The organism is Roseococcus sp. YIM B11640 (assembly GCF_049727625.1).
In the GTDB taxonomy this organism is placed as follows: Bacteria; Pseudomonadota; Alphaproteobacteria; order Acetobacterales; family Acetobacteraceae; genus Roseococcus.
This window is the reverse complement of the sequence record NZ_JBBJOZ010000001.1, coordinates 405,833-431,826: the sequence shown is the minus strand read 5'-3', so window position 1 is coordinate 431,826 and position 25,994 is coordinate 405,833. Positions and strand designations below refer to the sequence as shown.

Sequence of the window (25,994 nt, the reverse complement as noted above, 5' to 3'; positions counted from 1 at the left end):
CTCAATTGGAGCTCCTGATGACCGAGAAACTCTCCGACTCCGCGCTCGACACGCTGTTCCGCACGGCGCGCACGCAGAACAAGTGGCGCGACGAGCCGGTGACGGACGAGCAGCTCCATGAGCTCTATGACCTGCTGAAGTTCGGCCCGACGAGCGCCAATGCCTCGCCCGCGCGCTTCGTTTTCGTCCGCTCTCCGGAGGCCAAGGCCAAGCTCAAGCAGGCGCTGTCCGCGGGCAATACCGAAAAGACGATGACCGCGCCGGTGACGGTGATCGTGGCGCACGACCCCAAGTTCTACGACCACCTGACGCGCCTCTTCCCGCATGCCGATGCCAAGAGCTGGTTCGCGGGCAACTGGTCGCTGGCCGATACCACCGCCTTCCGCAACGGCACGCTGCAGGGCGCCTACCTGATACTGGCCGCACGAGCGATCGGCCTCGATACCGGCCCCATGAGCGGCTTCGACAACGCCAAGGTGGACGAGCTCTTCTTTGCCGACAGCGGGTTCAAGACGAACTTCCTCATCAACCTCGGCCATGGCGATCCGGCCGGCGTGATGGAGCGGCTGCCGCGCTTCGAGTTCGACGAGGTCGCCAAGATCGTTTGATTTTTCGTGCGTTCGGCCCGGGGCCTTGCCTCGGGCCGGGAGCGTGAAGCGCGATCGCGCCCAGGCCAATCGCTGGCCCCGATGCGACAGTACACGGGCCCAAGCCTAGGCCGCGGATACGGCTACCCGGCGCTTGCACGCATAAAAAAAGCGCCAGGGGCGAAGGGCCCCAGGCGCTTTTTTTCCATCGTCGCTGCGCTCAGCGGCGGGCGGCGTTGGTCATCCAGCCCGGCTGCATCGCACCGGCCACACGGCGGCTGCGAAGCTCCTCCGCGACCCGGGCCTCGCGGCGCAGACGGCCAGCGCGCTCGGCGTCCAGGCGCCGCCGGCGGCGGTCCTGCAGGACGAAGACGAGCGGGATGCAGGCCAGAGCCAGCATGAAGATCCCGAGCAGATGGGGCGCGACGTGTTCCACGGATCCAAACCTCTAAACACCGGAATCCGGGCCGCCCTTCGCGGCGCCGCCTTCCGACGATAGAAGCTACGTATTCCCCCTAGGCTGAACCGCTACTGAGTGCTCGGTTCAGGGATTGTTCAGCCCCCCAGGATCACTCAGCACCATGCGTCGCCGCTTCATTCCAGTACTGGCTTCCGTTGCGGCCCTTCTTGCCTCGCCCGTCGCGGCCCAGGACCGGCGGGACCATGAGCGGGCCCGCGCCGCCCTCGAAGCCGGGCAGATTCGTCCCCTGTCGGAGCTGTTGAGCGAGGTGGAACGCCGCTTCCGGGGCCGCGTCATCGAGGCCGAGCTGGAATTCGACGACGGCCAGTGGCTCTACGAGATCAAGATCCTCCCGCCCAATGGCCGGGTCTTCAATATCGAGCTGGACGCGGCCTCCGGCACCCTCATCCGTTCGCGCGGACCGGTGCAGGAGCGTTCGGCCGGCGAGATCCAGAACAACCGCGGCACGGCGCGCTGACGTCTTCGAAACTGGACGGCGCGCCTCTCTCCGAGCATGTTCCGCCGCATGCGCCTGCTCATCGTCGAAGACAGTCCAGAATTGCACCAACAGCTCCGCTCCGGCCTCTCGGAAGCCGGATTCGCGGTGGACGGCGCCATGGATGGCGAGGAAGCCCTGCATCTGGGCGAAACCGAGCCCTATGACGCGGTCGTGCTCGACCTGGGCCTGCCCCAGGTGGATGGCCTGACGGTGCTGCGCCGCTGGCGCTCGGCCGGGCGCAGCATGCCCGTCCTCATCCTCACCGCCCGCGATTCCTGGTCAGAGAAGGTCGAGGGGCTGAACGCCGGGGCGGATGACTACCTGGCCAAGCCCTTCGCCATGGCGGAGCTGGTGGCCCGCCTGAACGCCCTGATCCGCCGCTCCAACGGCGTCGCCTCGCCCGAGCTCGTCTTCGGCGACGTGCGGCTCGACACCTCGACCCGCAGCGTCTCCCGCGCCGGGCAGGCGGTGCGTCTGACGGCGCTGGAATACGGGCTCTTCGCCTACCTGGCGCTGCATGCCGGCCGCCCCGTCTCCAAGACCGAGCTGACCGAGCATCTCTATTCCCAGGATTTCGACCGCGACTCCAACACGCTCGAAGTGATCGTGGCCCGGCTGCGGCGCAAGCTGGGCGACGGGCTGATCGAAACCGTCCGCGGCCAGGGGTACCGGCTGCTCAGCCCCGGCTGAGCCGGCTTGAACTCCCTCACCCGCCGGCTCGTCATCCTCACCACGCTCTGGGTCTCGCTCGGGCTCGGCCTCATCGCGTGGTTCGTGGTGCGGACGGATGAGCAGCAGATCCAGACCACCGCCGATGCCCGCCTCTCCAGCCTGCTGGACGCGGTGGTGGCGGCTGTGGCCTTCGACCCTTCCTCGGGCCCGATCCTGCTGCGCCCCCTGGCGGACCCGGAGTTCGACCGCCCGCTTTCCGGCCACTACTGGCAGCTCACCGGGCCCGGCGGCACCCAGGCGACCTCGCGCTCCCTCTGGGATTCGCGCCTGGCGCCGCCCTTGCGCGCGCCCGAGGGGATTCGCGCCCGCAACATGGAGGGGCCGCGCGGCGAGCAGCTTCGCGTGCTGGAGCGCGACGTGCAGATCGAAAGCCGCGTCGGCCGCGTGCCCATCAGCGTCCAGGTCGCTTTCGCGCGCGAGAGCACGGATGACGAGATCGCCGACCTGCGCCGCGGCGTGATCCTGGCCTTCGCGCTGCTCGGCACGGGGCTGGTCGCGGTGGTGGCGCTGCTCGTGGTCTGGGGCCTCCGCCCGCTCAGCCGCACCCGGCAGGAACTGGCCGAGGTGCGCGAGGGCCTCCGCCAGCACATGGATGTCGTGGCCCCGCGCGAGATCGCGCCGCTCGTCGCCGAGATCGAGGCGCTGATCGAGCAGAACCGCGCGACGGTCGAGCGCGCGCGCAACCACGTGGGCAACCTGGCCCATGCGCTGAAGACCCCCATCGCCGTGCTGCGCAACGCACTGGATACGGGCGACGTGGCCGCCGCACGCGCCCAGTCCCAGACGCTGGAGCGGCTGGTGCAGCACCATCTGCGCCGCGCGCGGGCCGGCGCCCTGGCCGGCACGGCGGGCGCCGAGAGCATGCCGCTGGCCATCGCCGAAGCCCTGGCCAAGGCGCTGCACCGCCTCTCCGCCGCGCGGGGCATCCAGATCCGCGTGCTGGGCAATGCCGAGGTTCGGGTCCGCGCCGACAGCCAGGACCTGACCGAGATGCTCGGCAACCTGATGGAGAACGCCAGCAAGTACGGCGCGGGCCGCGTCACCGTGCGCGTGATGATGTCCAGCCCCGGCCGGGCGGCGATCCTGGTGGAGGATGACGGGCCCGGCCTGGCCGAGGGGCAGGATGGCGCGGCGCTGCTGCGCGGCGTGCGGTTGGACGAGGCGAAGCCCGGCTCGGGGCTGGGCCTTGCGATCGTCGCGGACCTCGCCTCGCTCTACGGCGGCACGTTGTCGCTGGAGCGCAGCCAGAGGTTGGGCGGGCTTTCGGCGCGGCTGGAGCTGCCCGGGCGGCTGGCGAGCGAAACCTATCAGGGGCCGGATTAGCGGCGCCGCTCAGCCGCCCAGCCGGTAGCCGCCCTCATCGGTCACCAGCAGCTGCGCCTCGTGCGGGTCGGCCTCGATCTTCCGGCGCAGGCGGTAGATATGGGTCTCCAGCGTGTGGGTCGTCACCGCGTCGGAATAGCCCCAGACCTCGCCCAGCAATTCGGCGCGCGGCACCGCGCGGCCCCCCGCGCGATGGAGATAGAGCAGGATGGCCGCCTCCTTCTCCGTGAGGCGGATGCGCTTGCCGCCCTCGGAGCGCAGCAGCTTGCCCACCGGATGAAAGGCATAGGGCCCGAGCGGGATGGCCGCGTCGGCCGAAGCGTCGAAGGTCGCCAGCACCGCATGCAGGCGGGAGACGAGCTCCGCGAGGCGCACGGGCTTGGGGACCACCCCGGCCACGTCCGGCGAGGGTGGCGCCCCGGCCGCCTGGCCGAGCAGGATCACCGGCCGGCCGGCGCCCGCCTCGCGCAGCCCCGCCGCCCATTCCGCCGCCGAGGCATCGAGCAGGGTCGCGTCGATGCGTCCGGCGGCCTCGGCGAGCTTGGGGCCGGCCTCCTCCGGGGTCGCGATATCGGCGCGGAATTCCGTGCCCTGGGCAAGCTGGGGCGGCAGCAGCGCGGCCAGCGCGGCGTCCGAGGTAACCAGCAGGAGTTTTCGGCCAGGCATGCGGGCCCATGTCGGTGGTGGCTGTCATTTTGGCATAGGCATCGGGGCTTGGTCAGGGGCTTCGTTGGAACCGGCCCAGGAAAGAATCTGCCCTGCCCCCCTGCAGCCGCGCATCTCATCGCCACATTCCAGCGTAAGGTAGAAGATGAAGCAGGATGCCAGTTGAATGAAAACATCCGTCCTCCGCCCGGCTGACGGCCAGGACGCGAGCGCGCCCTCCGCCGAAACGGCGGCGCTGCGCTCCGTCCATCGCGCCGTTTCGGACCTTCGCCGGGGCACGCCGGTCGTGTTGCGGGGCACGGGGGGCAGCCTGCTGGTGGCCGCGGCGGAAACCGTCTCCAACCCCGCCCTGGCGCAATTGACCGAGCTGGCCGACGCCGCGCCCGTGCTGCTCCTGCCGCCCGTTCGCGCGGCCGCCGTCCTGCAGCGCCCGGTGCCGCTCGCCGCGCCGGAGGAGGGCGTCGTCGCCCTGCGCCTGCCTGCCGCGCTGCTGATGCCGGAGCGCCTTCGGGCCCTCGCCGACCCCACTGAAGAGCTCCTCACCCTGCCCGGCGCCCCTGAGCGCGACGCGCCGCCGCCACCGCTGGCGCCGGCCGCCCTGGCCCTGGCCAAGCTCGGCCGGCTGCTGCCCGCCCTGGTCGCGGCGCCGGCCGCGAAGGTGCCGGCGCAGGCCGGGCTCCTGACCGTCGAGACCGCCGACATCCTCGCCTACCCCGAGAGCGCGGCCACGACGCTGCGCCAGGTGGGCACCGCCCGCGTCCCGCTGGAGGATGCGCCCGAGACGCGCATCACCGCCTTCCGCGCGGCCGATGGCGGTATCGAGCACCTGGCCATGATGGTGGGCGACCCGGCGGCGGTGCTGGCTTCCGGCGGCGCGCCGCTGGTGCGGCTGCATTCCGAATGCTTCACCGGGGACCTGCTGGGCTCGCTGCGCTGCGATTGCGGCCCGCAGCTGCGCGGCGCCCTGCGGCGCATGCACGAGGAAGGCGCCGGCATCCTGCTCTATTTGGCGCAGGAGGGGCGGGGCATCGGCCTCGTGAACAAGCTGCGCGCCTATGCGCTGCAGGACCAGGGGCTCGACACGCTCGATGCCAACCGCGCGCTCGGCTACGGCGCGGATGAGCGCAACTTCCTCGTCGCCGCCACCATGCTGCGGCTGCTCGACGTGCCGCGCGTGCGGCTGCTCACCAACAACCCGGACAAGATCGCGGCGCTCGCGGCCTGCGGGATCGAGGTGAAGGACCGCGTGCAGCACGCCTTCGCGGGCAATGGCGTGAACGACCGCTACCTCGCCACCAAGGCCGAGCGGTTCGGCCACCTGTTCTAGGACTAGCGGGGTCAGGGCACCGGGCCTATCTCTGGGCCCAGGAGTGCCATGACATGAACGTTCTCGCTGGTGATGCCGCCACGCTGCTCGACACCGCTGCCCGCGCCGCCCGCGCGGCCGCGGGCCCGCTCGCGCGCGCCGGCCGACCGGCGAAGGACGCGGCGCTGCGCCATGCCGCCGCCGCCATCCGTGCCCGCTCCGCCGAGATCCTCGCCGCCAATGCGGCCGACCTCGCCGCCGCGCCCGGCCTCTCGGCCTCCTTCCTCGACCGCGCGACGCTGACGCCCGCGCGGATTGAGGCGATGGCCAAGGGCCTCGATGAGATCGCGGAACTGCCCGACCCGGTCGGCCGCACGCTCGCCGAATGGACGCGGCCCAACGGGCTGCGCATCGCGCGCGTGGCCCAGCCCCTGGGCGTGATCGGCATGATCTTCGAGAGCCGGCCCAACGTCACCGCCGATGCCGGCGCGCTCTGCCTCAAGGCCGGCTCCGCTGTGCTGCTGCGCGGCGGCAGCGAGAGCACCCTTTCCGCCCGCGCCATCGCCGACTGCCTGCGCGCGGGCCTGCGCGAGGCGGGCCTGCCGGAGGACGCGGTGCAGCTCGCCCCCACGCAGGACCGTGCCTTCGTGGGCGAGATGCTGCGCGCGGCCGGGCTCATCGATCTCATCATCCCGCGCGGCGGCAAGGGCCTCGTGACACGGGTGATGGAGGAGGCGCGCGTGCCCGTCCTCGCGCATGCCGAGGGGCTCTGCCACACCTATGTCCATGAGGCCGCCGACCCGGCCATGGCGCGGACCATCCTCATGGATGCGAAGCTGCGCCGGACGGGCGTCTGCGGCTCGACCGAGACGCTGCTGATCGACGCCGGCGTCGCGCCCACGCTGCTGCCGCTGCTGGTGGGCGACCTCGCCGCCGCCGGCTGCCGCTTCCACGCCGATGCGCGCGCCCGCGCCATCCTGCCCGAACTGCCGGCGGCGACGGAGGAGCATTTCGCGACCGAGTGGCTCGACGCCGTGCTCAACGTCGCGGTGGTGGATGGGGTGGACGGCGCGCTCGCGCATATCCGCCGCTTCGGCAGCGAGCACACCGAGGCCATCGTCACGCAGGACGAGGCGGCGGCGAAGGCCTTCCTCGACGGGATCGATTCCGCCGTCGGCCTCTGGAACGCCTCCACGCAATTCTGCGACGGCGGCGAGTTCGGCTTCGGCGCGGAGATCGGGATCGCGACGGGACGCATGCATGCGCGCGGGCCGGTGGGGCTCGAGCAGCTTTGCACCTTCCGGTATCGCATCACGGGTACGGGGCAAGTGCGCGGCTGAGGGCAAGGCGCGCGGATCGGGCGCTAGCAAAACGATCCGCAATCCCGCTAAGCTCCCGGAAAACCGGGAGTAAACCCAGATGCGCCACCTGCTTCTCGCCGCCGCCGCGAGCCTTGCCCTGCTCCCCCAGGCGCGGGCCGCTTGTCCGAGCGCGGAGGCCATGCAGGCGCTCTCGCGCTCCATCCTCGCCAACACGCCTTCGTCCCCGCTCACGGGCATGACCAGCCTCGCCGACGGGCAATGCGCGCAGGACCAGCTCGTGCAGATCCTGGTGCCGCATTTCGGCCAGCCCGTGGGCTACAAGGTCGGCCTCACCAACGCGGCCGCGCAGCAGCGCTTCGGCGTCGCGCATCCGGTGACGGGCACGATCTACCAGAACACCATCCGCCTGCGCTCGGGCGGCGAGACGCCGGCGCGCTTCGGCGCGGTCCCCAATGTCGAGGCGGACATGCTGGTCCGCGTCTCCAGCGAGGCGATCAACGATGCGCGCGACCACCTGGCCGTGCTGCGCTCGATCGACCTCGTGATCCCCTTCATCGAGATGCCGGACCTCGTTCTCGCCTCCGGGATGGACGGTCCGAACCTGCTCGCCATCAATGTCGGTGCGCGGCTGGGCGTGGTGGGCGAGCCGATCCCGGTGCAGGTGACGGAGGATTTCGCCGCGCGCCTCGCCAGTATGACGGTGGTGCTGAGCAGCGACCAGCGCGAGATCGCGCGCGCCCCGGGCACGGCGCTGCTCGGCCATCCGCTGAACGTCATCCCCTGGCTGGCGCAGGACCTGGCGCAGCGGGGGCAGCGGATGCGCGTGGGGCAGTACATCTCCCTGGGCGGCTTCTCGCCCGCCGTCCCGGCCGAGGCCGGGCGGACCTATACGGTGCGCTATGAGGGCCTGCTGGCCCAGCCGGTGAATGTGACCGTGCGAACGAATTGAGCGGCGGAACAGGTGGCAGGCCCGGACGCTACGGCGATGGGCGCAGGCGGCGGATCGGCCTGCTCGGCGGCAGCTTCAACCCCGCGCATGAGGGGCACGCCCATGTGGCGCGGGCGGCGCTGCACGCGCTCGGCCTGGACGAGGTCTGGCTGATGGTCTCGCCGGGCAATCCGCTGAAGCCCAGCGCCGGCATGGCGCCCTTCGCGGAGCGCCTGGCCAGCGCGCGGCGGGTGGCGCGGGGGCGCGTCATCGCGACCGACATCGAGGCGAAGCTCGGCACGCGCTACACCCAGGACACGCTGGCCCTGCTGCGGAAACGCTTCCCGCGCGCGGAGTTCGTGCTGATCCTGGGCGCGGACAACCTGGTGCAGCTTCCGCGCTGGCGCCGCTGGAAGGACATCGCGCGCCACACGCCGCTGGCGGTCCTGCCGCGTCCGGGCTACAGCCGCCCGGCCTTGCACGGGCGGGCGGCCTCCGCGCTGCGGCGCAGGCGGCGGCGCGCGGGAGCCTTGCTCAATCGGCGCTGGACGAATGGGGCGCCCTGGTGCTTCGTGCCCGCGGCGGAACGGGCAATTTCCGCCACCGCCATCCGGGCGGGCTCCAAAACCTAGGGACAGACAGACTTCATGGCGCGCAAACCCGACGAGACCAGCACCAAGGCGCGCAAGCCCGCCACGGCGCGCGCCCCGGCCGCGAAGGCGCCTGCCGCGAAGGTGGCCAAGGCCCCCGCGGCGAAGGCGGCGCCCGCGCGCAAGCCCGCCGCGCCCAAGGCCGCCGCCCCCAAGGCCGCCGCCAAGCCGGCACCCGCGAGGAAGGCGGCGCCCGCCAAGCCGCGCGCCGCCGCCAAGCCTGCGGCCGCGAAGGCCGCCAAGCCGAAGGCAGGCACCCCGGCCCCCGCGCCGAAGACCAAGGCCGCCCCGCGCAGCACCACCGCCACGGTCCGCGCCGCCCCGCGCGCGGCCGCCAAGGCCCCGGCGAAGGCACCCGCGGCCAAGGCCCCCGCCGCGAAGGCCGCCAAGGCGCCGCGCAGCCGCAAGAAGCTCGATCCCAACCGGCTGGAGCGCCTGGTCGAGGCCGCGCGCAAGAGCCTGGAGGACGACAAGGCCGAGGACATCGTCGTCCTCGACGTCACCAACCGCGCCAGCTTCGCCGACCGCATGATCATCGCGACCGGCCTCGCCGATCGTCAGATCCAGGCGATGGCCTCGCATATCGACCAGGCGCTGGGCGAGGAGGGGCTGAAGCTCCGCCGCGACGCCGTGCAGAGCAGCGAGGAATGGGTGCTGATCGATGCGGGCGACCTCATCATCCACCTCTTCAAGCCGGAATCCCGCCTGAAGTTCGATCTCGAGAAGATGTGGGGCCCCGATAGCCCCCTGGGCGAGTCTGGCCCCGGCGAGCAGTCGCCCATTTGAAGGCACGGCTCGTCGCCATCGGCCGCTTCAAGTCCGGGGCCGAGGGCGCGCTCTTCTCCCAGTACAATGCCCGCCTGCGCCCGCCGCTGGAGCTCTCGGAACTGCCCGAGGCCAGCGGCAGCCCCGCCGAGGCGCGGCGGCGGGAGGGCCAGGCCCTCCTGGCCGCTCTCCCCGCCAACGCCCTGCTGGTCGCCCTCGACCTTGGCGGCGGCGCCGCCTCCAGCGAGGCGCTGGCCCAGCTCACGACCCGCTGGGAGGAGGCCGCGCGGCCCATCTGCTTCGCCATCGGCGGCGCCGAGGGGCTGGACGAGGCGGTGACCCGCCGGGCGGAGCACAGGCTCTCCCTCGGGCCGCTCACCTGGCCGCATCTGCTGGTCCGCGCGCTGCTGGCCGAGCAGCTGTTCCGGGCGCAGTGCATCCGCTCCAACCACCCTTATCACCGCGCGTGGCGCCCCGCCTGAAAGGGCTTGATCGACCGCGCGGGCCCGGCCATGCAGCCTGTCCGAAACATGGAGAATCGGACATGCAGGAAGTGCTGACCGCCGCCGACGAGGGCAGCGATCTGCGGGCAAGGGTGGCGCGCTTCGTGCTCGACCCCCGCTTCCAGCACTTCATCATCGGCCTGATCCTGCTGAACGCCGTGACGCTCGGCCTGGAAACCAGCGACTCCATCGTGGCGAGCTGGGGCACGGTGCTGAGGGCGATCGACGACGTGCTGCTCTGGCTCTTCACCGCCGAGATCGCGCTTCGCATCTTCGCCTTCCGCGGCCGCTTCTTCCGCGATGCCTGGGGCCTCTTCGACCTGGTGGTGGTGTCCATCGCCTGGGTTCCGGGCAGCGGGCCGCTCCAGGTCCTGCGGGCCGCGCGCGTGCTGCGGGTGCTGCGCCTCATCTCCGTCGTGCCCTCGCTGCGGAACGTGGTGGAGGCGATGCTGGGCGCGCTGCCGGGCATGGGCAGCATCGTGCTGCTGATGCTGCTGATCTTCTACGTCTTCGCGGTGATGGGCACGAAGCTCTTCGGCCCCGACATGCCGGAGCAGTTCGGCACGCTCGGCGCCAGCCTCTTTACGCTGTTCCAGCTCATGACGCTCGACGACTGGGCCAATATCGTGAAGCCGGCGATGGAGAGCCACTCCATGGCGCTGCTCTACTTCATGCCCTTCATCATCGTCTCGACCTTCGTGGTGCTGAACCTTTTCATCGGCGTCATCGTGGACAGCATCCAGACGCTGCGCGAGGAGCGCGACCGCGTGGCCATCGTCGCGGAGGAGGCGGCGAAGAGCGAGGAGCGGATGGAGATCCATCACCTCGTGCAGGAGATGCGGCTGCTGCGCGAGCAAGTGGCCGCGCTGCGCCGGGAACGCTGAGCGGCCGGCGCAGCGCGGCCCGGTCAGGCGCTAGCCGAAGAAGATTCCGTGCAGGTACCGCCCCGGCGCCATCGTGGCGGCGAGACCTGCCACGAAGAGCCCGCCGGCGTTGATCAGCATGATCCGCCGGTGCCGAGCGACATGTCCCTGCCGCACCATCCAGACCGCATAGGGCACCGTCAGCAGCGTCGCGACCGAGAGCAGGTGCAGGTAAGTGAAGTGCCCGTGCGAGCGCACGCCGAAGGAGGCGAGCGCCGTTCCCACCAGCGCGAGCCCCGCGATCCGGCCCAGCCATCGATGCGAGCCCCTGCCCTTGGGCAGGGTGAGCACCGCCAGCACGGAGACGAGCGCGAGAACGGAGAGGGACAGGTGCAGGATGAGCATGATGACAAGCCCGCCTCGATATGTGATCGTCGTTAACATACCTCGGATGTAATCAATGTCAACATCAGAAAAGCCGTATCACCACGGCGATTTGCGCGCCGCGCTGATCGAGGCGGGGGAGACCCTCCTGGATGCGGGGGGCGATGGCGCCGTGAGCCTGCGGGAGGCCGCGCGCATGGCCGGCGTCTCGGCCACTGCCGCCTATCGCCATTTCGCGGACAAGGACGCCCTGCTGGCGGCGCTGGCGGTGCGCGGCTTCCGCGCCTTCGGCCAGGCGCTGGGCGAGGCCGCGGCGGGCACGAAGGGCAATCCGCTCTACGCCCAGGGCCGGGCCTATGTGCGCTTCGCCCTCGCCCGGCCAGGGCGATTCCGCCTGATGTTCGGCCCGCTCCTGGCCCGCGCCGAGGCGCATCCCGAACTCCGGGACACCTCGCACCACGCCTTCGATGCCCTGCTCGCCGTCGCCGGGGACCGGGATGAGGCGCTGCGCCGCTGGGCCATGGTGCATGGCCTCGCGCACCTGCTGCTGGACGGCGCCATCCAGGAGGAGAATGTGGACGCGTTGCTGGAGCGCGTCATAAGTTGAACCGGCATGGATAGGAGGATCACCATGCAGCATCCCTTGCCCGGGCGCGGCGGCCGGCCGCTGCCGGATACGCTACGCGGCCAGCTGGAACGGGCCTTCGGCGCCGACCTGTCCGGTATCCGCCTGCATGGCTGCGCGGGGGCCCGGCGCGTGACGGAGTCCCTGGGTGCGCGCGGCGTGGCGGTCGACGGCGCCATCCTCCTCGCCCCCGGCGCGACGGCCGGGGTCGTGGCGCACGAGGTCGCGCACATCCTGCAATCGCGCCTGCCTGGCGACGCGCCGGATGCCGCCCGGGCCGAGGCGGAGGCGCGCCGCCTGGGGCCGCGCGCGCTCCGAGGCCTGCCCTGCCGGATCTCGGCGCCCGTGGATGCGCGCGAGCCGATGTGCTGGGAGGAGGCGGGGCACTACTACACCATCTACTTCACCGCGCTTGCCTGCCGCCTGCCGGATCGCGAGGCCATGCAGATCGCCTTCTGGGCGCAATTCCCCGACGAGGTCTCCGAGCTCGACGCCGTGAAGGCGGGCTTCGACATTCCCGCCGCCGCCGTCGGCCGTGCCGCCGCCTTCGTGACCGAGGACACGGGCATCAAATGGGCGTTCGAGGATTTCGTCTCGGGCCTCAACAACTCCATCATGAGTTCCTTCGGCATGGGCGGCTACGGGCGCATGCCGCCCTCGGCGCGCAAACCTTATAAGAACCTGCAGGTCAATCTGGACGTGCAGAAAGGCCTGCACTGCCTGACCGGCGCCAACTGGAATATCGAGACCAAGCGCCGAACGGATATCAGCCTGGCGGCCAGCCTGGCCGATGGCGCCTATGAGTTCGGCATGTCGCTGCATTCCTTCGGCGACAGCTTCGCCCATCGCAATCACGACACGGGCTGCATGTACCCGCCCTTCCTGGGCCATGGGCCGGAGACCAAGGTCGTCCAGATCGCGGGCGACGAGCTTTCGCGCAAGGCCGGGCTGGTGCATCCGGACTCGCTGGGCCCGCACCGGCAGTCGGAGTTCTTCGAGTATATCGAGCGGCTGCACGGGATCATCTCCACGCGCTACTCTCTGCTCTCGCCGGTGAAGAACGCGCAGCAAACGGCCTGGATCCTCGCGCCCATCATCGCGGACAAGCCGGACCCGAAGCAGCAGATCGGGCTCATCCGCAAGGCCGTCGTCGATGAGCTGCGCCTGCCCGCGATGCACGAATACGCGCCCGAAAAATACGAGGACCTGCCGCTCTCGGAATTCTCCAGCCATGACGCGCCCTACTACGCATCCTACTGGCATGTGCGGCGCGGGCTGGAGCTGGCGCGGGCCTGGGCCGAGGGCTGAAAAACTGGACTTTTCGGCGGGTTTCTGCTGATCTGTCTTCCAGCGGCGGGCGCATGGCGTCCGCCGTTTTCCGTTCGCCCGCACCGGTAAGATAGTAAGGTAGTAAGATAGTAAGGCGGACGGCCTTCCTGGCCGTCCGGGCCTCGCTACTTGTTGCCGCCGGCCAGCACTTGGTCGGCCAGCATCTCGCTCAGCTTCGCGACAGCCGTATGGTCCTCGCCGCGGCCGAGCATGGTGGCGGCGCTCGCCCACATCTCACGGCAGAGGGCGGCGAAGGGCGTCGGCACCGCCGTCTCCTTGCCGACCTCCAGCGCGATGGAGAGATCCTTCACCATCAGGTCCAGCCCGAAGCCGGAATCGAAGCGGCGCGACAGCACGAACTGGCGGAACTTCTTCTGCGTCGAGTTGTTCATGCCGGTCGAGGAGTTGAGCACATCCACCATCAGCCCGGGCTCCAGTCCGAACTTCTGGCCGATGAGCAGCGCCTCGATGCCGATAAGGAAACCGCCCGCGCTGACCAGGTTGTTGAGCGCCTTCATCGCCTGCCCCGCGCCGATCGGCCCGCAGCGGTGGATGGAAGTGCCCATGGCCTTGAGGAAGGGCTCGGCCGCGTCGAGGTCGGCATCGGCGCCACCGGCCATGATCGCGAGCTCGCCCGACTTCGCGCGCGGCACGCCGCCCGAGACGGGGCAGTCCACCATGCGGATCCCGCGCACCGCGAGCTTGTCCGCGATCTCGCGCGTGCGGGTCGGGTTGCCTGAGGTCATGTCGATGAAGAGCGCGCCAGGAGCGAGCGTCTCCGCCACCGCCTCCGCGACCTGCGCCACTTCCTTGCTGGTGGGCAGGATGCAGATGAAAGCGTCGGCGGTGCGGACAGCCTGCGCGGGCGAGGCCGCGGCGCTGCCGCCCACCTCGGTCGCGAATTGCGCCGTGCGCTCGGCGGAGATGTCGGTGACCACGACATCGAAGCCGGCCTTCACCAGATTGGCCGCCATGGGCCAGCCCATATTGCCGATGCCGGCAAAAGCCACGCGTGCCATCACCGCTACTTCTTCGTCTTCTTCTTCGGCTTCTCCTCGGCGGCCGCCTTAGGCTGGATCGCGCCTTCGGCGAGCAGCACCTCATGCGCCGCCTTGAAGGCGTCGAGGCCCGCGGGAATGCCGCAATAAGCGGTGGCGTGCAGCAGCGTGGCCTTGATCTCTTCCACGGTGATGCCGTTGTTCAGCGCGCCCTTCACGTGCAGCTTCACCTCGGGAATCTTGCCGAGCGCGGTGAGCATCGCGAGGTTGAGCAAGCTGCGCGTCTTGCGCGGCAGCGTCTTGTCGCCCCAGGCCCAGCCCCACGCCCAGGCGGTCGTCGCGCGCTGGAAGGACATCATGAAGTCGTCGGCCTTCGCCATGCTGGAATCGACGTATTCCGCGCCCAGCACCTCGCGTCGGATGGGCATGCCCTTCTTGAACAGGGCTTCATCATCGGCAGGCATTATACTCTCCTGGTCGTTTACAACGGCGGCACGCTCGCGCAGTGAATCTTCCGGGTCAATGGGCATGGACATCTACACGCGCTAGCTTCGGCTGAAATCGACGGGAGCGGATGATGTTCTTCGAGGGCTTCACGCTGGAAACACGGCAGGTCGGCGGGAATGCGGTGCGCTTCCGCAAGGGCGGCGAAGGACCGCCGCTGCTGCTTCTGCACGGAAATCCACAGACGCACGCGATGTGGCACAAGGTCGCGCCCGCGCTCGCGAAGCGTTTCACGGTCGTGGCCGCCGACATCCGCGGCTACGGCTATTCCGAGAAGCCGCCCGCCACGGCCGACCACGCGCCCTATTCGAAGCGCGAGATGGCGAAGGATGTGGTGGGGCTGATGCGCGAGCTCGGCTTCCCGCGCTTTCAGCTCGTCAGCCACGATCGCGGCGCGCGCCTCGCCCACCGGCTGACGCTGGATCACCCCGCTGCGGTGGAGCGTCTTTGCACCATGGACATCGTGCCGACGCTGCATCACTTCGAGCACACGAACATGGAATTCGCGCTCGGCTACTATCACTGGTTCTGGCTGGCGCAGCCGCATCCGGGGCCGGAGCGCATCATCGAGCAGGATGTCGAGCTGTGGTTCGACATCCACACCTCGCGCGAGCCCAAGGACAAGAGCTTCTTCCACCCTGAGGCGCGCGCCGACTATCTCAACGCGCTGCGCCAGCCCGGCACCATCCGCGCCATCTGCGAGGACTATCGCGCCGCCACCAGCATCGACCTGGAGCATGACCGCGCCAGCCGCGCGGCGGGCCAGAGGATCGCCTGCCCGCTCCTCGCGCTCTGGGGGGAGAAGGGCAAGATCGGCAAGTGGTACGAGCCGCTGAAGGTCTGGGGCGAATATGCCAGCGGGCCGGTGAGCGGCCATTCGGTGAACAGCGGCCACTACCTGGCCGAGGAGGCGCCGGAGGAGGTGCTGGCCGCGCTGGACGGCTTCCTGGCGCGCTGAGGGGCTTGAGAAGCGGGGCGCCGGGCGCTAAAGCCTGTAGACGATGCGGGCGTAGTTCAGAGGTAGAACGTCAGCTTCCCAAGCTGAATGTCGTGGGTTCGATTCCCATCGCCCGCTCCATCATTTCCCGCTCCCGGAAAGCGACAACGGCGCCGCGGCCAGGCCGGGCGCCGTTGCGATGTCCTGTCGACGATCGGGCGCGGGGGAACCGCGCCCGTCCTGGAGTCCTCAGGCTGCGACGCGGTCCTGCGCCAGCAGCTCGGCGGCGCGGGCGGCAACGCGCTCGCGGATCGCCGCCGGCAGCTGACGCGCGCTCTTCACGCGCGGCGACTCGAGCGCCTCCATGTTCTCGGCGGGCGTGCCGAACAGGGCCTTGTACTCGGCGTAGTTGTCGAAGCGGCCGCGGGAGACGAAGTCCACGAAGGTTTCGGCGGGCATCCCTTCCGCGAGCACCACGTCATGGGCATCGAGCTCGATGTGGTAGACCGTGAAACGCTCCCCGAGCTCGGACGGCGTCAGGCGGCGGATGGTGCTGCCGTTGACCAGGGCGCTGGCGTTCACCAGCAGTCCGTCGATCACCAGGGCATGGTCCGCCGTGACGCGCAGCTCGCGCGCAGGCAGGTTCGGGCCGAGCGCGCCGGCGGCGATGCTGACCGGGTGGCGCGTCTCATCGATGCCGAAGAGCGAAACGATCGTCTGGCGCCCCATCCACTTCACCGGGACAACGCCGCCATCGGCCGTGAGCACCATGTCACCGATCGCCAGGTCCTCGACCTTGACGGAGCCGGTCGGCGTGGCGATCAGCGTACCCGCCAGGAAGCAGTAGAGGCTCTCGTCGAAATCCTGGGCCGCATATGGCGGCGCGGTTCCTGCGCCAATGGGATACTCCGTATTACTGACAAAACCTTCCTGGCCGTTGAAGGTGAAATACGGCTCGCCAGTCGTGGTGCTCTGTCCGAGATAGGTGACGGAGGTGGTGGCGGGATCTCCATTTTGGTCGATGAAATTAACATTCACCGACGTACCAGGAGACAACGTATCTCCATCAGGGATATCGAAGGTATAGGGACCGGTTACCGTAAATCCGGCAATCTGATCTTCGGCGTTGATGTTTCCACCAGCTGTGTTGAAAAGATAATCGTAGGTATACGTCGCCATAACTATCTCTCCTCTCTACTGACAAAACAATCTCAGCCAGCCGGAAACCCAAGCTGAAGATTGGTCTCTCCAGCATGAAATATTCTTACGTCACTTTGCCTCATGGGAACGTTGGGGCGCAACGTAATTTTTCATGAATTCGGCGCCTTCGGTGCAACCCTCGCGAGTTCTCTGCCGTTCCCCTCTCGCGCCGAACGGACGCGCGCCCAACGGAGGTTGTGACCATGCGGATTGCCCTTTCCTCCATGGCCTTGGCCACGCTTCTCGTCACGGCGCCACTCCTCGGGGCACAGGCGCTGACGGAAGACGAGGCGCGCAGCGTGATCGAGCAACATGGCTATACCGGCGTCGGTGCGCTCGAGGCGGATGCCCGCGGCTACTGGCACGGACGTGTCCTGCGGAACGGCGCCGCGGCCGAAGTCAATGTGGATCGCGACGGGCATCTGGAAGACCGGTTGGAGCTGGCGGCCCTGCTGGCGATGGCCGAGCCTTCCGGTCAGGGCGGCATGCTGGCGGTAACGCCTCGGGTCACGCTCACCTCCAGCGTCGCGCGCTAGACCACTTTCTCCGTGATCGCCTGCGGCACCGGAGTGGTCGCCGCGAAGGACGGCCGCGACTCCAGCCGCGCGCTCATCGCCGCCAGGGCGGGGTACTCTGCCGCCCAATCGAATTCGGCGAACCGCACCGCGAGGTAGCGCAGAGCGGTGCCCGCGGCGATATCCGCCAGCCCGAAGCGCCCCGCCACCAGGAAGCCGCCATCGGCCGCCTCCGCGCGCTCGGCCAGGGCGCGCACGCCGCCCTCCACCTTGCGGCGCTGCCGCGCGATCCAGGGCTCGCTCGGCGCCTCGCGCTGACGTTCGAAGAATAGCAGCACCACGGCGTCGCAGATTCCGTCCGCGATGACCTCGACCTGCCGCGCCGCCAGGACATCTTCCTTGGTATCCGGAAGCAGCGGCGGCTCGGGGTGTTTCACCTCCAGCCATTCCAGGATGAAGCGGCTTTCGTAGATGCCGGCGCCGCTGGGAAGCACCAGCACCGGCAGCTTCTGCAGCGGGTTGTAGGCCGGGGTGGCCGTGTCGCCATGCCACGGCACCTCCGTCCGCAACTCGAACGGGATGCCCTTCTCGATCAGCGCGATCCGCACCTTGCGCGCATAGGGCGAGGGCGTCGCGCTGATCAGCTGGTACATGGCGGCGGGCCTACTGGATGTAGGCGCCCGTGGCGCGCACCACCTCGGCCCAGGAGGCACGCTCCCGCGCCTGCATGGCGGCGAGCTCCTCGGGCGTCGAGGGTTCGGGCACCGCGCCCTGCGTGCGCAGCACCTCGATGACGCCCGGCGTCGCCATGGCCTCCCGCGCCGCCTGGTTGAGGCGGTCGATGATGGGCCGCGGCGTGCGCGCCGGCGCGTAGAGCGCCTTCCACAGCCCGCTGTCCAGCGTGCCGCCGAGCTCGAGGATGGTCGGCGTGTTGGGGAAGAGGGCGATGCGCTGCTTCGCCGCTACGGCGACCGCACGGGTGCCGGTGTCGCGCGTCATCGTCTCGGCGCCGCCGGCCGGCAGGGACATGCAGTCCACCTGGCTCGCCATGATGGCCTGCATGCCGGGCGCCTGGCCGGTGAAGGGCACGTGCAGCATCTCGGCATGCTGCTCGCGGATCACGCGCTCCATGGCGAGGTGCGAGGTGGAGGCGACGCCCCAGCTCGCGAAGGTGATGGCTCCGGGCTGAGCCTTGGCCGCGGCCATCAGCCCCCCGAAGTCCCGGATCTGCGGCTTGGACGGGCCGACGACATAGGCGAAGGGCACGTTGGCCACGAAGGTGATGGGCGCGAAGTCGCGATCGGCGTCGTATTGCAGGTTGCGGTAGGCCGTCATGTTGATGGCCTGCGTGTCCACGATGCCCATCCACAGCGTATGGCCATCGGGCGCCGAGCGCGCGGCGGCCGTGGCACCCACGCCGCCCCCCGCGCCCGCCCGGTTCTCGACGACGACGGTGACGCCCAGGATGGGCGTCAGCGCCTGCGCCATCCCGCGGGAGACGATGTCGTTCAGGCCGCCCGGCGGGAAGCCCGAGATGATGCGGATAGTGCGGTCGGGATAGGCCAGGGCCGGCGTGGCCAGCGTGGCGGCGGCACCCGCGCCGAGAAGGGCGCGGCGGGTGAAGGCAGTCATTTGAACGTCCCTGTTGTTCGGGACTGGCGTCGTCCTCGGGACCACAGTGATGCAGAAAGGCTAACGTCCGGTCAATCGGACAAAAGCTTGCATGCCTAGGCTTTGACAGCGCCGGGCTTCCGCATCGCGCCCGCGCGATCAGGTGAGGCCGGCCTCCTCGGGCACGAGCACCTCGTCCGCCTCGATCCGCACCGGCACCGCTTCCAGCAGGTCGCCGATGCAGGGGCCGGAGACGCATTCGCCGTCGGCGATGCGGAAGCGCGCGCCATGGGCGGCGCAGACGATCATTTCGCCCTTGCGGTCGAGGAACCGGTTCGGGACCAGCTCCAGCGGCACGCCGACATGGGGGCAGGAGTTCACGTAGACGTGGATGGCCTCGCCCTTGCGGATGGCGAAGAGGCCCGAGAAGCCGCCGGGCGGCGCATCGAAGCCACGGGACTCGCCCTCCGGCAGGTCCCCGACCCGGCACAGGGTACGCCAACCCTCCGGCATCAGGCGGCGGGCGCCTTCTTCGACATTTCGAGGATGACCTTCGCGTGCTCCGGCGCGATGGGCATCACCGAGAGGCGCGACTGCCGCACCAGCGCGATCCCCTCCAGCCGGGGCTCGGCCTTGATGGCGGCGAGCGTGACGGGGTGCTTCAGGGGCTCGATGGCCTTCATGTCCACGCAGACCCAGCGGCCGGTCTCGTCGGTCGGGTCGGGATAGGCCTCGCGCGCCACCTCGACGATGCCGACCACCTCTTTCCCGATGTTCGAGTGGTAGAAGAAGGCGCGGTCCCCCTTCTTCATGGCCTTGAGGAAGGCGGCGGCCTGGTGGTTCCGCACCCCCGTCCAGGGCTCGACCTTGTTCTCCACCTGCTGCTGCCAGGAGAAGGCGTCCGGCTCGGACTTCACGAGGTGGATGGGCGTCTTGGCCATGGTGGGAATCCTCTGCGCCGGCCGAGCCTAGGCGGTTTCGGCGAAGGGAGGAATCTGCCCCGCGCGGCGGTGCTTTGATCGCCGGGGCGACAAGGCTTATATCCGCCCCCGTGGACACCGCCTCCCCTTCGCCCGCGGCGCCTCCGGCTCGGCCCGCGGGCGGATCGCTGCACCGCTTCGCCAATCCGGGACGCTTCCTGCGCCTCACCGAGAGCTGGCTGCCGTGGCTGTCGGGCGCGGCGGTGCTGGTGCTGGCCTGGGGCGTGGCCTGGGGCCTGTTCCGCGCGCCGCCCGACTGGCAGCAGGGCGAGACGGTGCGGATCATGTTCGTCCATGTGCCGATGGCCTGGCTGGCGATGGGCGGCTATGCCGGCCTCGCCGTGCTCTCGGTCATGTCGCTGATCTGGCGCCACCCGCTGGCCGACCTGACGGCGCGCGAGCTCTCGCCCATCGGCGCGGCCGTGACGGCGCTGTGCCTCATCACCGGCAGCCTCTGGGGGCGGCCCATGTGGGGCACCTGGTGGGTCTGGGACGCGCGGCTGACCTCGGTGCTCGTGCTCTTCTTCCTCTGGCTCGGCCATGCCGCGCTGGTCCGCGCCTTCGACGATACGGAGCGCGGCGCGCGCATGGGCGCGATCCTGGCGCTGATCGGCGTCGTGAACCTGCCGATCGTGAAGTTCTCGGTGGAGTGGTGGAACACGCTGCACCAGCCCGCGAGCGTCACGCGGCTGAATGCGCCGGGCATGCATGTGGACATCCTCTACCCGCTGCTGGTCTGCGCGCTGGGCTTCACGCTGGCCTTCGCCGCACTGGTGCTGGGCGCGACCCGCGCGGCCGTCATGGAGCGGCGCGTGCGCGCGTTGCAGCTGGCCGCCGCCCGGCGCGCGGAGCCGGCGGCATGACGCACCTGACCTTCGTGGCGGTGAGCTGGGCCCTGACGGCGTTGGTCTTCGCCGGCCTCGCCCTATCCATCATCGCGCGCAACCGCGCGGCGAAGCGACGCCTGGCGCAGCTGGAGCGCGCGCGATGACCCGCAAGCGCCGCCGCCTCTACATCCTGCTGCTCTGCGCGCTGGGCATCGGCTCGGCCACGGCGCTGACGCTGACGGCCTTCCAGGACAACCTCGTCTTCTTCCGTTCGCCCAGCGACATTGTTGCGGAGGCGCCACCCCCCGGCCGCGCCTTCCGCCTCGGCGGGCTGGTCGAGGCCGGGAGCATCGAGCGCGGCGGCGCCACCGTGCGCTTCCGCGTGACCGACGGCGCGCACACCATCCCGGTCGTCTTCAGCGGCGTGCTGCCCGACCTGTTCCGCGAGGGCCAGGGCGTCGTCACCCAGGGCGTGATGCGGCCCGACGGCACCTTCGCCGCGCGCGAGGTGCTGGCCCGCCACGACGAGACCTACATGCCGCCCGAGGTGGCCGAGGCGCTGAAGCGCTCTGGCCACTGGAACCCTTCCCAGGGCGCGGCCCCGCCGGCCGCCGGCTGGAACACCATGTCGCCGGAGCGACGGAGCGGCTCGTGATCCCTGAGCTCGGTCATTTCGCGCTGATCCTGGCGGCCATGCTCGCCGTCGCGCAGTCCGTGCTGCCGCTGGTCGGCGCGCAACGCGGCGATGCGCGGATGATGGGCTCGGCCGCGCCGCTTGCGGTCGCCGGGCTGCTGGCGGTGCTCGCCGCCTTCGCCGCGCTGATGTGGAGCTATGCGACGAACGACACGACGGTCTCGAACGTCGTCGCCAACAGCCATTCGCTGAAGCCGCTGATCTACAAGCTCTCGGGCACCTGGGGGAATCACGAGGGCTCGATGGTGCTCTGGGCGCTGGTGCTGGCGCTGTGCTCCGCCTCGGTCGCCGTCTTCGGCCGGGGCCTGCCCTCTGCGCTCCAGGCGCGGGTGATCGCGGTGCTGGGGACGATCTCGATCGGCTTCCTGGCCTTCATCCTCTTCACGTCGAACCCTTTCCAGCGGGTCTGGCCGCCGGCGCCGGACGGCAATGGGCTGAACCCGCTGCTGCAGGATATCGGCCTCGCGATCCATCCGCCGCTGCTCTACGCGGGCTATGTCGGCTATGCCGTCACCTTCGCCTTCGCGGTCGCCGCGCTCATCGAGGGGCGCGTGGACGCGGCCTGGGGGCGCTGGGTGCGCCCTTGGTCGCTGGCGGCCTGGTCCTTCCTGACGCTCGGCATCGCGATCGGCTCCTGGTGGGCCTATTACGAGCTCGGCTGGGGCGGCTACTGGTTCTGGGACCCGGTGGAGAACGCCTCGCTGCTGCCCTGGCTCGCGGGCACGGCGCTGCTGCATTCCGCCATCGTGGTCGAGAAGCGAGAGGCGCTGAAGATCTGGACGGTGCTGCTGGCGCTGCTGGCCTTCGCGCTCTCGCTGATGGGCACCTTCCTGGTGCGCTCGGGCATCCTGAACAGCGTGCACTCCTTCGCCTCCGATCCCGCGCGCGGCGTGTTCATCCTGGTGCTGCTGGGCATCTACATCGCGGGCAGCCTCGCGCTCTTCGCCTGGCGCGCGCCGGGGCTGGCGCCGGCCGGCATCTTCGCCCCCATGTCGCGCGAAGGCTCGCTGGTACTGAACAACCTGCTGCTCTGCTCCATCTGCGCGGTGGTGCTGGTGGGCACGCTCTACCCGCTCTTCCTCGACCTCCTGACGGGGCAGATGATCTCGGTCGGCCCGCCTTTCTTCAACACGGCCATCGCGCCGCTGACGCTGCCGCTGATCCTGGGCATGGCCATCGGCCCGCTGATGCCCTGGAAGCGCGCGGCGCTGTGGCCCGTGCTGCAGCGGCTGTGGTGGGTGGCCTGCCTTTCGCTGGGCGCCTTCATCCTGGCGCTCGCCGTGGCCGGCTGGCGGGTGCTTCCCGCGCTGGGCTTCGCCTGCGCCATGTGGCTGATCGCGGGCGCGGCGGCCGATATCGCGGATCGCGCGGGTCTCGGCCGCGCCAGCTTCCGCAATGTGCTGAACCGCGCGCGCCACCTGCCGCGGTCGGCCTGGGGCGCGGCCATCGCGCATGCGGGCATGGGCGTCACGCTGCTCGGCGTCGCCGGGATGGGGCTGGCCAGCGAGCATCTCGCCGCGCTGCGTCCCGGCGCCTCCACCCAGTTCGCCGGATACGAGTGGCGCCTCGATGGCGTGCGCGACGTGACGGGGCCAAACTTCACCGCGCGCCGCGCCACCATCACGCTGCTGCGCGACGGGCATCCCAGCCAGGTCATGGAGCCCTCGCGCCGCTTCTTCCCGCTCGCGCGCACCACGACGACCGAGGCCGCCATCCACACCAATCTGCTGCGCGACCTCTACGCCGTGCTGGGCGAGGAGCATGACGGCCAGGCGGTGCTGCGCCTGCACTTCAATCCGCTCGCGCCCTGGATCTGGCTCGGCGCCGCGATCATGGCGCTGGGCGGCGCGCTGTCGTTGAGCGATCGCCGCATACGCATCGCCGCCCCTGCGCGCCGCCGGCGCGAGGCCGAGGCGACGGCATGAGCCCGACCACCAAGCGCAAGCTGCTCTTCGCCGCGCCGCTCGGCGTCGCGGCCCTGGGCGGCGCCGGTTTCTGGGCGATGCTGAAGGGCCTCGGCGACGGCAGCTTCAATCCGCGCGGCGTGCCTTCCGCCCTGGTGGGGCGCCATGCGCCGGACTTCGCGGCACCCGCGCTGGAGGGCGGCAACCTGCCGCCGCTCGCGGCCAGCGACCTGCGCGGCTTCGGGCGGCCCGTCATCGTGAACTTCTGGGCGAGCTGGTGCGTGCCCTGCATCATCGAGCATCCGCAGCTCATGGCGCTGCATCGCCAGGGCGTGCCGATCCTCGGCATCAACTACAAGGACAAGCCGGCCGACGCGCGCGCCTTCCTCGCGCGGCATGGCAATCCCTTCACGCGGCTCGGCACGGACGAGGCGGGGCGCGTCGCGATCGACTGGGGCGTCTACGGCGTGCCCGAGAGCTACGTGCTGGACCGCGAGGGCGTGATCCGCTGGCGCTGGGCCGGCCCCATCACGCCCGAGGTTCTTTCCGGCGATATCGCCACGCTGCTGCGCCAATGGGGCGCGTGATGCGCTGGCTGCTGGTGCTGCTGCTCGCAACGGCTCCCGCCTGGTTCTCGCCCGCCTGGGCGCAGCGGCAGGACGACACGACCTATCGCCTGGCCGACCCCGCCGCCGAGGCCCGCGCGCGCGAGATCGGCAAGGAGCTGCGCTGCCTCGTCTGCCAGAACCAGTCCATCGAGGACAGCGAGGCCGAGCTGGCACGGGACCTGCGCCGCATCGTGCGCGAGCAGGTCGCGCGTGGCGCCTCGGACGCCGAGGTGATGCGCTTCGTCCACGACCGCTATGGCGATTTCGTGCTGCTGCGCCCGCCCGTGCGCGGCGCCACCCTGCTGCTCTGGGCCACGCCCGCGCTGGCGGTGCTGATCGGGCTCTTCGCGATCTGGCGGGTGCGGCGGCGCACGCCCGCCGCCGTCGCCGCCCTCACCGACGAGGAACGGGCGCGCCTCGCCAGCCTGCAGGGTGAGCCTCGCCCGTGACCTGGCTGGCCCTGGCGGTGCTGGCCGCCGTGATCCTCTCTCCGCTCGCCTATGCGCTGCTGCGGCCGGCGCGCGCGCGCGGCCGCGCCGAAGCGGACCTCACGCTCTACCGCGCGCAGCTCGCCGAGCTCGACACGCAGCTCGCGGAAGGACGGCTGGACCAGGCCGCGCATGCGGCGGCCGTGCTGGAGGTCCAGCGCCGCCTCCTCGCTGCCCCCGCCGACGCGCCGGCGGCGGCCCCGCGCTCCTCGTTCGCGCTGCTGCTGGCCTGCATCGCGGTGCCGGTGGTGGCGGTCTTCGTCTACCTGGACCGCGGCTATCCCGGCATGCCCTCGGCCACGCTGAGCGAGCGCCGCTCCGCCGAGGCCGCGGAGGACGCGTTGCTGCGGCAGCTCCGCGCCCGCCTCGCCCATGCCGATCCCGCGACGGAAAGCGGGCGCCAGGGCTTCAAGCTGCTCGGCAATGCCGAGCGCGGGCGCGGCAACCTCGCGGAAGCCGCCGCCGCCTGGGAGCGCGCGCTCTCCGGCCGGATGGACCTGCCCCTGCTGGGCGATCTGGTGGAGCTCCAGATCCAGCGCGGTGAAGCCGAGAGCGCGCTCGGCTGGACCGCGCGGGGCCTGGAGGCGTCACCAGGCGATCCGCGCCTGCGCTTCCTCCAGGGCCTTGCCCTGGCCCGCGCCGATCGCCGTGCCGAGGCGCGGAGCGTGTGGCAATCGCTGCTCGCGGATGCGCCGGCCGATGCGCCCTGGCGGCGCGTGGTGCAGGAAGCCGTCTCCGCCCTGCCTAACTGAGCAGGAGCCGCGCGGCCTCCGCCAGCTCCTCCGGCGTGTTGGCGTTGAAGAAGGGGTCGCGCGGCCCGGCGTCCCATTCCACTGACGCCGCGCCTTGGGCCAGGGCCCATTCGCCCACGCGCCGCTCGCCGCCCAGCACGGCCTCGCGCAGCGCCGGCGCCAGCGCGCGCGGCCAGAGACCGATGGGCGGGTGCCCCCGCCCGGCCGAGGATGCGAAGGCCAGCCGGGCGCGCGCCGCGTGCAGCCGCGCCACGAGGTCCGGCGGCAGGAAGGGCGCATCGCCGGTCACGGTCACGATCCAGGGAAGCGGCGAGGATTCCATCGCGGCCAGGATGCCCGCCAGCGGCCCGGGCCGGCCGCCGACGCTATCCGGCCAGACCGGCAGGCCGAAGCCCTCGAAGCGTGCTGGGTCCCCATTGGCGTTGATCGCGAGCCCCGCGCATTGCGGCGCCAGTCGCTCGATGACATGGGCCAGCATCGGGCGCCCGCCCAGCATGCTCAGCGGCTTGTCGCCGCCACCCATCCGGCGCGAAAGCCCGCCCGCGAGAATGACGCCGAAGGTGTCCGCGCGGCTCACCCGCGCACGGCGAAGGGTCGCATGAAGAAGACCGCGCCGAAGCCGAAGGCCCCGTTCAGCAGGACGGCGCGCGCGAGGAACTGGGTGCTGGGGCTCGTCACCGGCGCGCGGCCCATCAGCACGGGCAGGAGCAGCAGGTCCACCGCCGTCACGACGATGGCGCCGAAGAGGAAGCCGAAGGGCAGGTCCGGGAACTCCGTCGCGCGCAGCAGCGCCGCGATCACGATGCCCCAGAGCCCGCCCAGGATGAGCAGGAAGGCGAGTTGGGGCAGGCCGAAAGGTCCGGGAGCGAATACATATGCGCGCGGGAATTGGCCGAAGAACTCCACCAGAGCGGGAATTTTCGCGCCGTTGTGGTGCATGATGTGCAGCGTGCCCTGGTGAAAAGCCGCCATGGCGAGCACACCGGCAACAAAGCCGTAGAGAATGATCTTCCGCGGCAAGGAATGCGCCATCG

At 70.6% G+C, this 25,994-nt stretch carries 34 protein-coding genes and 1 tRNA gene; 23 read left to right on the top strand and 12 right to left on the bottom strand.

Annotation, left to right across the window (positions count from 1 at the left end; genetic code table 11):
• The first annotated feature begins 17 nt into the window (after nt 1-17).
• Nucleotides 18-608 carry a malonic semialdehyde reductase gene (locus WJM96_RS02225; protein WP_424810790.1) on the top strand — a complete coding sequence of 197 codons (591 nt, stop codon included), beginning with the start codon at nt 18-20 and terminating at the stop codon, nt 606-608.
• Nucleotides 609-807: 199 nt separating this feature from the next.
• Here the strand turns inward: WJM96_RS02225 and WJM96_RS02220 are convergent, their stop codons facing one another.
• On the bottom strand, nt 808-1,023 hold the full coding sequence (locus tag WJM96_RS02220; RefSeq protein ID WP_424810789.1) for a hypothetical protein: 216 nt from the start codon (nt 1,021-1,023) through the stop codon (nt 808-810).
• 145 nt (nt 1,024-1,168) lie between these two features.
• On the opposite strand from WJM96_RS02220, the gene WJM96_RS02215 reads away from it, so the two are divergent.
• The 3 genes from WJM96_RS02215 to WJM96_RS02205 are packed head-to-tail and all read left to right on the top strand — an operon-like array spanning nt 1,169 to nt 3,601.
• A complete protein-coding gene (locus WJM96_RS02215; RefSeq protein WP_424810788.1) occupies nt 1,169-1,525 on the top strand; it encodes a PepSY domain-containing protein in 357 nt (118 codons plus the stop codon).
• Nucleotides 1,526-1,573: 48 nt separating this feature from the next.
• Entirely contained in the window at nt 1,574-2,236 is a 663-nt protein-coding gene (locus WJM96_RS02210; RefSeq protein ID WP_424810787.1) for a response regulator, read from the top strand.
• 6 nt (nt 2,237-2,242) lie between these two features.
• Nucleotides 2,243-3,601, top strand: a complete 1,359-nt coding sequence (locus tag WJM96_RS02205) for a sensor histidine kinase (protein ID WP_424810786.1) — start codon at nt 2,243-2,245, stop codon at nt 3,599-3,601.
• A gap of 9 nt (nt 3,602-3,610) precedes the next feature.
• Here the strand turns inward: WJM96_RS02205 and WJM96_RS02200 are convergent, their stop codons facing one another.
• Nucleotides 3,611-4,267 (bottom strand): response regulator transcription factor, encoded by a 657-nt coding sequence (locus WJM96_RS02200; protein ID WP_424810785.1) that lies wholly within the window; start codon nt 4,265-4,267, stop codon nt 3,611-3,613.
• Between the two features lie 166 nt (nt 4,268-4,433).
• Between WJM96_RS02200 and WJM96_RS02195 the strand changes: the two genes are divergently transcribed.
• The 7 genes from WJM96_RS02195 (at nt 4,434) to WJM96_RS02165 (ending at nt 10,625) form a co-directional block, all read left to right on the top strand.
• Nucleotides 4,434-5,594, top strand: a complete 1,161-nt coding sequence (locus WJM96_RS02195; RefSeq protein WP_424810784.1) for a GTP cyclohydrolase II — start codon at nt 4,434-4,436, stop codon at nt 5,592-5,594.
• Between the two features lie 53 nt (nt 5,595-5,647).
• Nucleotides 5,648-6,913, top strand: a complete 1,266-nt coding sequence (locus WJM96_RS02190) for a glutamate-5-semialdehyde dehydrogenase (protein ID WP_424810783.1) — start codon at nt 5,648-5,650, stop codon at nt 6,911-6,913.
• 79 nt (nt 6,914-6,992) lie between these two features.
• Nucleotides 6,993-7,844: a 2-keto-4-pentenoate hydratase gene (locus WJM96_RS02185; protein ID WP_424810782.1), complete on the top strand. Its 852-nt coding sequence runs from the start codon at nt 6,993-6,995 to the stop codon at nt 7,842-7,844.
• The gene (locus WJM96_RS02180) at nt 7,841-8,455 is read left to right on the top strand and encodes a nicotinate-nucleotide adenylyltransferase (protein ID WP_424810781.1); all 615 of its coding nucleotides are present in this window, start codon (nt 7,841-7,843) and stop codon (nt 8,453-8,455) included. The genes WJM96_RS02185 and WJM96_RS02180 overlap by 4 nt, the downstream gene beginning before the upstream one ends.
• Nucleotides 8,456-8,470: 15 nt before the next feature.
• Complete coding sequence (gene rsfS, locus WJM96_RS02175) at nt 8,471-9,259, top strand: ribosome silencing factor (protein ID WP_424810780.1); 789 nt, start codon at nt 8,471-8,473, stop codon at nt 9,257-9,259.
• The gene (locus WJM96_RS02170; protein WP_424810779.1) at nt 9,256-9,720 is read left to right on the top strand and encodes a 23S rRNA (pseudouridine(1915)-N(3))-methyltransferase RlmH; all 465 of its coding nucleotides are present in this window, start codon (nt 9,256-9,258) and stop codon (nt 9,718-9,720) included. Before rsfS ends, WJM96_RS02170 begins: the two co-directional genes overlap by 4 nt.
• A gap of 62 nt (nt 9,721-9,782) precedes the next feature.
• A complete protein-coding gene (locus tag WJM96_RS02165) occupies nt 9,783-10,625 on the top strand; it encodes an ion transporter (RefSeq protein WP_424810778.1) in 843 nt (280 codons plus the stop codon).
• 30 nt (nt 10,626-10,655) lie between these two features.
• On the opposite strand, the gene WJM96_RS02160 is transcribed toward WJM96_RS02165, so the two are convergent.
• A complete protein-coding gene (locus WJM96_RS02160; RefSeq protein WP_424810777.1) occupies nt 10,656-11,009 on the bottom strand; it encodes a hypothetical protein in 354 nt (117 codons plus the stop codon).
• 55 nt (nt 11,010-11,064) lie between these two features.
• On the opposite strand from WJM96_RS02160, the gene WJM96_RS02155 reads away from it, so the two are divergent.
• Together WJM96_RS02155 and WJM96_RS02150 are read left to right on the top strand one after the other, a co-directional pair.
• Nucleotides 11,065-11,595: a TetR/AcrR family transcriptional regulator gene (locus WJM96_RS02155; RefSeq protein ID WP_424810776.1), complete on the top strand. Its 531-nt coding sequence runs from the start codon at nt 11,065-11,067 to the stop codon at nt 11,593-11,595.
• 24 nt (nt 11,596-11,619) lie between these two features.
• Nucleotides 11,620-12,921, top strand: a complete 1,302-nt coding sequence (locus WJM96_RS02150; protein ID WP_424810775.1) for a DUF6765 family protein — start codon at nt 11,620-11,622, stop codon at nt 12,919-12,921.
• Between the two features lie 146 nt (nt 12,922-13,067).
• Here WJM96_RS02150 and WJM96_RS02145 read toward each other — a convergent pair whose 3' ends face one another.
• Nucleotides 13,068-13,961, bottom strand: coding sequence for an NAD(P)-dependent oxidoreductase (locus WJM96_RS02145; RefSeq protein ID WP_424810774.1), 894 nt, complete (start codon nt 13,959-13,961; stop codon nt 13,068-13,070).
• A gap of 5 nt (nt 13,962-13,966) precedes the next feature.
• On the bottom strand, nt 13,967-14,404 hold the full coding sequence (locus tag WJM96_RS02140; RefSeq protein ID WP_424810773.1) for a carboxymuconolactone decarboxylase family protein: 438 nt from the start codon (nt 14,402-14,404) through the stop codon (nt 13,967-13,969).
• Nucleotides 14,405-14,514: 110 nt separating this feature from the next.
• Between WJM96_RS02140 and WJM96_RS02135 the strand changes: the two genes are divergently transcribed.
• Nucleotides 14,515-15,402, top strand: a complete 888-nt coding sequence (locus tag WJM96_RS02135) for an alpha/beta fold hydrolase (RefSeq protein ID WP_424810772.1) — start codon at nt 14,515-14,517, stop codon at nt 15,400-15,402.
• Nucleotides 15,403-15,447: 45 nt separating this feature from the next.
• Nucleotides 15,448-15,522, top strand: a tRNA-Gly gene (locus WJM96_RS02130).
• Between the two features lie 108 nt (nt 15,523-15,630).
• Here the strand turns inward: WJM96_RS02130 and WJM96_RS02125 are convergent.
• The gene (locus WJM96_RS02125; RefSeq protein WP_424810771.1) at nt 15,631-16,560 is read right to left on the bottom strand and encodes a Hint domain-containing protein; all 930 of its coding nucleotides are present in this window, start codon (nt 16,558-16,560) and stop codon (nt 15,631-15,633) included.
• A 224-nt stretch (nt 16,561-16,784) separates the two neighbouring features.
• Between WJM96_RS02125 and WJM96_RS02120 the strand changes: the two genes are divergently transcribed.
• Nucleotides 16,785-17,117 (top strand): hypothetical protein, encoded by a 333-nt coding sequence (locus WJM96_RS02120; protein ID WP_424810770.1) that lies wholly within the window; start codon nt 16,785-16,787, stop codon nt 17,115-17,117.
• On the opposite strand, the gene WJM96_RS02115 is transcribed toward WJM96_RS02120, so the two are convergent.
• From WJM96_RS02115 to WJM96_RS02100, 4 genes are all read right to left on the bottom strand, one after another.
• Nucleotides 17,114-17,749 carry a glutathione S-transferase N-terminal domain-containing protein gene (locus WJM96_RS02115; protein ID WP_424810769.1) on the bottom strand — a complete coding sequence of 212 codons (636 nt, stop codon included), beginning with the start codon at nt 17,747-17,749 and terminating at the stop codon, nt 17,114-17,116. The genes WJM96_RS02120 and WJM96_RS02115 overlap by 4 nt on opposite strands.
• A 10-nt stretch (nt 17,750-17,759) precedes the next feature.
• Nucleotides 17,760-18,728, bottom strand: coding sequence for a Bug family tripartite tricarboxylate transporter substrate binding protein (locus WJM96_RS02110; RefSeq protein ID WP_424810768.1), 969 nt, complete (start codon nt 18,726-18,728; stop codon nt 17,760-17,762).
• A gap of 138 nt (nt 18,729-18,866) precedes the next feature.
• Nucleotides 18,867-19,220 (bottom strand): Rieske (2Fe-2S) protein, encoded by a 354-nt coding sequence (locus WJM96_RS02105; protein WP_424810767.1) that lies wholly within the window; start codon nt 19,218-19,220, stop codon nt 18,867-18,869.
• A complete protein-coding gene (locus WJM96_RS02100; RefSeq protein ID WP_424810766.1) occupies nt 19,220-19,648 on the bottom strand; it encodes an EVE domain-containing protein in 429 nt (142 codons plus the stop codon). Before WJM96_RS02100 ends, WJM96_RS02105 begins: the two co-directional genes overlap by 1 nt.
• 110 nt (nt 19,649-19,758) lie before the next feature.
• Here WJM96_RS02100 and WJM96_RS02095 point away from each other — a divergent pair, with 110 nt between their 5' ends.
• From WJM96_RS02095 to ccmI, 7 genes are read left to right on the top strand one after another with little or no spacing between them, the layout of a single operon-like run.
• Nucleotides 19,759-20,550 carry a heme ABC transporter permease gene (locus WJM96_RS02095; protein ID WP_424810765.1) on the top strand — a complete coding sequence of 264 codons (792 nt, stop codon included), beginning with the start codon at nt 19,759-19,761 and terminating at the stop codon, nt 20,548-20,550.
• Entirely contained in the window at nt 20,547-20,678 is a 132-nt protein-coding gene (gene ccmD / locus WJM96_RS02090; RefSeq protein ID WP_424810764.1) for a heme exporter protein CcmD, read from the top strand. Before WJM96_RS02095 ends, ccmD begins: the two co-directional genes overlap by 4 nt.
• The gene (ccmE, locus tag WJM96_RS02085) at nt 20,675-21,169 is read left to right on the top strand and encodes a cytochrome c maturation protein CcmE (protein WP_424810763.1); all 495 of its coding nucleotides are present in this window, start codon (nt 20,675-20,677) and stop codon (nt 21,167-21,169) included. Before ccmD ends, ccmE begins: the two co-directional genes overlap by 4 nt.
• Nucleotides 21,166-23,133, top strand: a complete 1,968-nt coding sequence (locus WJM96_RS02080) for a heme lyase CcmF/NrfE family subunit (RefSeq protein WP_424810762.1) — start codon at nt 21,166-21,168, stop codon at nt 23,131-23,133. Before ccmE ends, WJM96_RS02080 begins: the two co-directional genes overlap by 4 nt.
• Nucleotides 23,130-23,699 carry a DsbE family thiol:disulfide interchange protein gene (locus WJM96_RS02075; RefSeq protein ID WP_424810761.1) on the top strand — a complete coding sequence of 190 codons (570 nt, stop codon included), beginning with the start codon at nt 23,130-23,132 and terminating at the stop codon, nt 23,697-23,699. The genes WJM96_RS02080 and WJM96_RS02075 overlap by 4 nt, the downstream gene beginning before the upstream one ends.
• Nucleotides 23,699-24,169: a cytochrome c-type biogenesis protein gene (locus WJM96_RS02070; RefSeq protein WP_424811808.1), complete on the top strand. Its 471-nt coding sequence runs from the start codon at nt 23,699-23,701 to the stop codon at nt 24,167-24,169. The genes WJM96_RS02075 and WJM96_RS02070 overlap by 1 nt, the downstream gene beginning before the upstream one ends.
• Entirely contained in the window at nt 24,166-24,960 is a 795-nt protein-coding gene (ccmI, locus tag WJM96_RS02065; RefSeq protein WP_424810760.1) for a c-type cytochrome biogenesis protein CcmI, read from the top strand. The genes WJM96_RS02070 and ccmI overlap by 4 nt, the downstream gene beginning before the upstream one ends.
• Here ccmI and mobA read toward each other — a convergent pair.
• The gene (mobA, locus tag WJM96_RS02060; RefSeq protein ID WP_424810759.1) at nt 24,953-25,537 is read right to left on the bottom strand and encodes a molybdenum cofactor guanylyltransferase MobA; all 585 of its coding nucleotides are present in this window, start codon (nt 25,535-25,537) and stop codon (nt 24,953-24,955) included. The two genes, ccmI and mobA, sit on opposite strands and share 8 nt — an antisense overlap.
• Nucleotides 25,534-25,992: a hypothetical protein gene (locus WJM96_RS02055; RefSeq protein ID WP_424810758.1), complete on the bottom strand. Its 459-nt coding sequence runs from the start codon at nt 25,990-25,992 to the stop codon at nt 25,534-25,536. The genes mobA and WJM96_RS02055 overlap by 4 nt, the downstream gene beginning before the upstream one ends.
• Between the last annotated feature and the right edge of the window lie 2 nt (nt 25,993-25,994).